A 5896-nucleotide genomic window follows, 5' to 3' on the forward strand; every position below is an offset into this window, starting at 1 on the left:
TGAGAGCGACGCCACCACACCCCCCCGAGAAGGGAAGCCACCGTGACCGCACAACCCTTGGCCGTGAACACCGTCTCCGGGCTGGTGGCGGAGGCTGCATCGGCACCCTCACTGCACAACGCACAGCCCTGGAGGTTCCGCTTTCTGCGCGACAGCACCGTCCTGTGCCTCTACGCCGACCTGGAGCGGACCCTGCCCCGGACCGATCCGGAACAGCGAGGCCTGCATCTCGGCTGCGGTGCCGCCCTCTTCAACCTTCGCGTGGCCGCCGCCGCGATGGGGCTGGCGCCGGACGTCAGGCTGCTGCCCGACCCGAATCACCCGGAGCTGCTCGCCGAGGTGGGTCTGCACGGCTCCGCGGCACCCGACGAATCACTGACCCGGCTGCACCCGGCAATCTCGCGCCGGCATTCCAGCCGTCTCCCGTTCCGTGACGAGGAAATCCCGGACACCGTGCGGGAACGGCTGTGCGACGCGGCCCGTGCCGAGGGCAGCCAACTGCTGTTCCCGGGCGCCTGGCACGTGAGCTCGATCCTGGAGCTGGTGCAGGATGCCGAGGGCCGTGAGGCGATGGCCCCGGACATCCTCGCGGAAACGACGCAGTGGGCGCGGACGGCACCGTCGGCCGACGTGGCGGTGTACGACGGCATCCCCGCCGAGGCGTTCGGCCCCCGCCAGCACGGCACAGCGGCCCCGGTGCGCGACTTCGCCGTCGGCCGTCCGATGCCGGGGCGTGCCTGGGCGTCCTTCGAGGAGAACCCGCACATCGCTGTGCTGGGCACGGCCCGCGACGACCCCGCGGACTGGCTGCTCGCAGGTCAGGCACTGGAGCGGGTCCTGCTCCAGGCCACAGCGGACGGGCTGGTCGCCTCGATGACCTCTCAGCTCCTGCAATGGCCGGAACTGCGGTGGGTGGCTCGCGACCCCGTCTCGGCCATGGCCCACGTGCAGATGGTCCTCCGGCTCGGCTACGGCCCCGTGGGCCCCGCGAGCCCGCGGCGGCCAGTGGCCGATCTGCTGGACATCGCGTGAGGCAGGGCTGGTCGCGATGAAGGTCTCCGAGATCATGACCGCTCCGGCGGTCTCCGTCGCGCCTCATGTCTCCCTGCTGGAGGTGACCCGGCGGATGACCGAGAGTGCCGTCGGCTCCGTCCTGGTCGTGGAGGACGAAACACTGCGTGGCATCGTCACCGACCGCGACCTCGCCGTACACGGCCTGGCCAGTGGCCTGGGCCGGGAGGCACCTGTGCGGGCGGTGATGTCGGCCGAAGTGATCACGGTCGATGCGAACGACGACGTCCAGGTGGCCTACCGGACGTTCCGCCGCACCGGCGTGCGTCGCCTTCCGGTCCTCGACGGCGGGCGGGTGGCGGGAGTGCTGACGGTCGACGACCTGTTCCTGGACGTCTTCAGACGGCTGGGCGACCTTCTCGGATCGGTCGCCTGGAGCGTGCTCCAGGAGCCGCCGGGGCCGTCGTCGTCGGTGGGAGCCCGGTGTGGCCCCTGACCCGGCCGAGCGGGGAGCGATCGAGCATCGCGTGCCAGGGACGACCGCGCTGTGCGACGGCGGTGCACCGAAGGACGTCATGGCGTCCGCAGGCGGCCCGGCCCCTGACCGGGGCGCCCCCGGTCCCTCCCTCGCGTCCCTGCCTGTCCCGGACGTCTACACAGCCCTGGGGAGTTCCCCGCGGGGTCTCACGCCGGCAGAGGTCTCCCTACGCCAGGCCCGCCACGGCCCCAACGAACTGCCCAGCGTCGACCGCGTGCATGTGTGGAGGCGACTGCTCGCGCAGTTCACCGACCTCTTCGCAGTGGTGCTGCTCGTCTCCTCGGCGATCACCTTCCTCGCCTACGCCCTGGAGCAGCCCCGGGATCCGGCAACGCTTCAGCTGGCCCTGGCGATCCTCGGCGTGGTCCTGCTGAACGCCGGCATCGGCTTCGCCCAGGAGTACTCCGCCGAGCGCACCGCGGAGTCCCTGCAGGCGATGGTGCCGCACACGTGCCGGGTGCTGCGCGACGGCGAAGCACGAGAACTGCCCGCGCGGGATCTGATACCCGGCGATGTCGTGCTTCTGGAAGCCGGGGACGCGGTGTCGGCCGACTGCCGACTGGTCGAGGCGCACGAGGTCGCCGTCAACAACGCGGCACTCACCGGCGAAAGCGATGCCGTCGCGCGGGTCGCCGGACCGGTGTCGGCGGGGCCGCCGCTGGAAGCCCGCAACTGCTTGTTCATGGGCACGGACATGGTCGCGGGCACGGGCCGGGCGGTCGTGTCCGCCACGGGGACGGCCACCGAGTTCGGAAGGATCTTCCGGCTCACTGCCGCGGCACCCCGGCAGAAGACCCCGTTGCAGCGACAGGTCGCGGCCATGGCCCGCCGGGTGGCGGGCGTCGCGCTGGCCACCGGCGCCGCCCTGTTCGCGGTGCGCGTGCCCAGCGGCCAGCCGTTCGTCGACACGTTCGTCTTCTCGCTCGGGGTGATGGTCGCCCTCGTTCCGGAAGGGCTGCCTGCGACGCTCTCGGTGTCACTGGCGATCGGTGTGCGCCGTATGGCCCGCCAGCACGCACTGGTCAAGCAGCTGCTGGCGGTGGAGGCGCTCGGCTCGACCAGCGTGGTGTGCACCGACAAGACGGGGACGCTCACACAGGCCGAGATGACCGTCGTACGGCTGTGGGCGAACGGCGCGTCGCACGCCGTATCGGGGGTGGGGTACACGCCTGTCGGTGAGGTCGCCGAGGCGGGATCCGTACGGCGGCTGCTGCGGGCGGCGGCTCTGTGCAGCAACGCGCGACTGGTGCCGCCCACGGGCCGGGACGGGTGGCGGGTGCTCGGCGACACCACTGAAGGCGCCCTCGTGGTCGCCGCCATGAAGGCGGGCATGGATCCGGCTGCCGAGGAGGCCCGTACGCCACGGGTGGCGGAGCATCCCTTCGACTCCGTCCGCAAACTGATGAGCACCGTGCATCGTGACGGGGACGGAGCGTATGAAGCGTGCGTCAAGGGCGCGCCGCTGGAGCTGCTGACGCGCTGCGTCGCCCTGGACCGGGAGGGCAGGGCGACGCCCCTCACCGAGGCCTCCCGCGGCGAGGTCGTCGCGGCCGCGGACGCCATGGCCGGACAGGGCCTGCGCGTGCTGGCGGTCGCCCGGGGGAGGGTATCGGGCCCTCACCCGTCGCTACGAGACGTCGAATCGGAACTGACCCTGCTGGGACTCGCCGGGATGTACGACCCGCCGCGCCCGGAGGTGCGGGACGCGGTGGACGCGTGCCGGCGGGCCGGGATACGCATCGTCATGGTCACCGGCGACCATCCCCTCACGGCGGAGGCCGTCGCCCGCCGCGTCGGGATCGTGCGGGGACCGGCACCTTCCGTGGTGACGGGCACGCAGCTGGACGTACTGGACGACGCCGGCCTGGACGCGCTGCTGGCCGGCTCCACCGAACTGCTGCTGTGCCGGGTCAGCCCCGAGCACAAGATGCGAGTGGTCACCGCGTTGCAGCGGCGCGGTGAGGTCGTCGCCGTCACCGGGGACGGGGCCAACGACGCTCCGGCCCTGAAACACGCGGACATCGGTGTCGCCATGGGGGCCTCCGGCACGGACGTAGCCCGTGAGGCCGCCGTGATGGTGCTGCTCGACGACTCCTTCGCCTCCATCACCACGGCGGTGGGACTGGGGCGTTCGGTCTACCGGAACATCCGCAAGTTCCTGATCTACCTGTTCAGCCACAACATCGCCGAACTGGTGCCGATCCTGGCGGCGACCTTCGCCGGGTTCCCGCTGGTGCCGATCACCGCCGTCCAGATCCTCGCCATCGACCTGGGCTCCGACGTACTGCCCGCGCTCGCGCTCGGCGCCGAACCGATGGAAGCCGACGTCATGGACAGCCCGCCGCGGCCGCGCGCGGAACGGCTCTTCTCGACCGGCGTCATGGGCCGGATCCTCTTCCTCGGCGGTATCCAGGCCCTTGGCGTATGTGCCGTCTTCTTCTGGCACATCCACGCCTCCGGCATTCCGTACGCGGACTTCACCAGGGACGATCCCGTCTACCGCGAGGCGATCACCATGGTCCAGGCCGGAATCGTCGTCAGTCAGTTCTTCAACGCCCTCGCGGTGCGCACCGACCGGCAGAGCGTCTTCCGGGCGGGTCTGCTGTCCAACCCCTGGCTGATCGGCGCCGGCTGCGTCGGCATCGCGCTGATGGCCGCCATCAGTTACGCGCCGCCGCTGCAGGCGATCTTCCACACCGCGCCGTTGACCCCCGCCGACTGGGCGGTTCTCACCGGGTTCGGGGCGCTGTTGCTGGCCGCCGAGGAAGCCCGTAAGTGGGTGCTACGGCACCGGCGGAAGCGTCCGGAGGGAGGTGCATGATGAGAGTGGTCATCGTGGGCTGCGGCCGGGTCGGTTCCGCCCTGGCGGCGCAGCTCGTGACCGAAGGCCACGACGTACGTCTGGTCGACCAGCAGCCAAAGGCTCGCAGGCTGCTGCAACCGGGCTTCCCCGGGACCTTCCACGTGGGCAACGGCTTCAGCCGCCCCGTGCTGGAAGCGGCCGGAATCGCCCACGCGGACGCGTTCGTCGCGGTCACCTCGGGTGACAACAGCAACATCGTGAGCGCCCGTACCGCCAAGGAGACCTATCGAGTCCCCGTCGTCCTGGCGCGTATCCACGACCCGAGGCGCGCCGACATCTACCGGGACCTGGGCATCCCGACGATCTCCAGCGTCCGCTGGGCCGTCAGCCGTATCCATCAGATGCTGCTGCACCGCCACCTCACCACGGAACTCTCCTTCGGCAACGGCGAGACCCTCCTGGTCCGCTCCGAGTTGCCGGCCTATCTCACCGGCCGGCAGCTGGCCGAGTTCGAGGTCGACGGAGAGATCCGGGTCGTGGAAGTCACCCGCGCCGGACGCTCGATGCTGCCCGCCCACGGCGCCCTCGTCGAAACCGGCGACCTGGTCACCTTCGCCGTGGCCGCGACCGCGCTGGGCCGTCTGCGCGGCTTCCTCGACAAGGAGCTGGGAACGTGAACGTCCTGATCGCGGGGGCGGGCCGCCTCGGCACGCAGATCGCCCAGGTGCTCTGCGCCGCACGCAACGACGTCACCCTCATCGAGCACGACGAGGACCGCTTCGCGGAACTCGAGGGCATGCCGTCCGTGCACCTGGTGGCCGGGGACGCCTGCGAGCCCGCACTTCTCGAGCGTGCGGGTGCGCTGACCTGCGACCTCGTCGTGGCCGCCACCGGCCGCGACGAGGACAACCTCGTCATCAGCCTCCTTGCCAAGCGCCGGTTCGACGTGGGGCGCGTGGCGGCGCGCGTGAACGACGCGGAGAACGCGTGGCTCTTCGACTCGCGGTGGGGCGTGGATGTGGCCGTACCCGCGGCCACCCCACTCATCTCGCTCATCGAGGAGGCCACCGGTGCCACGGACACGGTGGCGCTGCTGCGCCTGAGCAAGGCGGGCGTCGAAGTCATCGAGACGGCGATCACCGAGAAGTCGCGGGCCGCGGGTCACCTGCTGGGTGAGATCCCGCTGCCGACGGGCACCGTCGTCGCCACCGTCGTCCGTGACGGGCGTCCCACGGTGCCGGGTCCCGATGTGCGGCTCCTGCCGGGAGACGAACTCCTGCTCGTCTCCCACGAGGCCACCGAGCAGGAGATCCACGCGGCCTTCCAGTGAGCGGGGCAGGGATCGCCCCGGCCGCCCGGGTCACGACGATGTCCTGGTGCGCACGATCACGACCGGGCAGTTCGCATGGTGCGACACGTGCTGGCTGACGGAACCGAGCAGGGCACGGGTGAACCTACCCCCCCCCCGGCGGCCCCCCCCCACCACCACCCCCCCCCCCCCCGCCCCCCCCACCGACACAGAGGGGGTTACAGAGACCCAGAGA

General features: G+C 71.3%; 6 protein-coding genes. 5 read left to right on the plus strand and 1 reads right to left on the minus strand.

The window, feature by feature from the left end:
- Nucleotides 1-42 precede the first annotated feature (42 nt).
- From ACFW2E_RS39865 to ACFW2E_RS39885, 5 genes are read left to right on the plus strand one after another with little or no spacing between them, the layout of a single operon-like run.
- The gene (locus ACFW2E_RS39865; RefSeq protein ID WP_384474894.1) at nt 43-1032 is read left to right on the plus strand and encodes an Acg family FMN-binding oxidoreductase; all 990 of its coding nucleotides are present in this window, start codon (nt 43-45) and stop codon (nt 1030-1032) included.
- Nucleotides 1033-1066: 34 nt separating this feature from the next.
- Nucleotides 1067-1507 carry a CBS domain-containing protein gene (locus ACFW2E_RS39870; protein ID WP_384474897.1) on the plus strand — a complete coding sequence of 147 codons (441 nt, stop codon included), beginning with the start codon at nt 1067-1069 and terminating at the stop codon, nt 1505-1507.
- A gap of 31 nt (nt 1508-1538) precedes the next feature.
- The gene (locus tag ACFW2E_RS39875) at nt 1539-4370 is read left to right on the plus strand and encodes a cation-translocating P-type ATPase (protein ID WP_384474900.1); all 2832 of its coding nucleotides are present in this window, start codon (nt 1539-1541) and stop codon (nt 4368-4370) included.
- The gene (locus tag ACFW2E_RS39880; RefSeq protein ID WP_384474905.1) at nt 4370-5029 is read left to right on the plus strand and encodes a potassium channel family protein; all 660 of its coding nucleotides are present in this window, start codon (nt 4370-4372) and stop codon (nt 5027-5029) included. Before ACFW2E_RS39875 ends, ACFW2E_RS39880 begins: the two co-directional genes overlap by 1 nt.
- A complete protein-coding gene (locus ACFW2E_RS39885; protein ID WP_384474903.1) occupies nt 5026-5682 on the plus strand; it encodes a potassium channel family protein in 657 nt (218 codons plus the stop codon). Before ACFW2E_RS39880 ends, ACFW2E_RS39885 begins: the two co-directional genes overlap by 4 nt.
- A 30-nt stretch (nt 5683-5712) precedes the next feature.
- On the opposite strand, the gene ACFW2E_RS39890 is transcribed toward ACFW2E_RS39885, so the two are convergent.
- A complete protein-coding gene (locus tag ACFW2E_RS39890; RefSeq protein ID WP_384474909.1) occupies nt 5713-5871 on the minus strand; it encodes a universal stress protein in 159 nt (52 codons plus the stop codon).
- Between the last annotated feature and the right edge of the window lie 25 nt (nt 5872-5896).

It is taken from the genome of Streptomyces sp. NPDC058964, from assembly GCF_042741275.1.
In the GTDB taxonomy this organism is placed as follows: domain Bacteria; phylum Actinomycetota; class Actinomycetes; order Streptomycetales; family Streptomycetaceae; genus Streptomyces.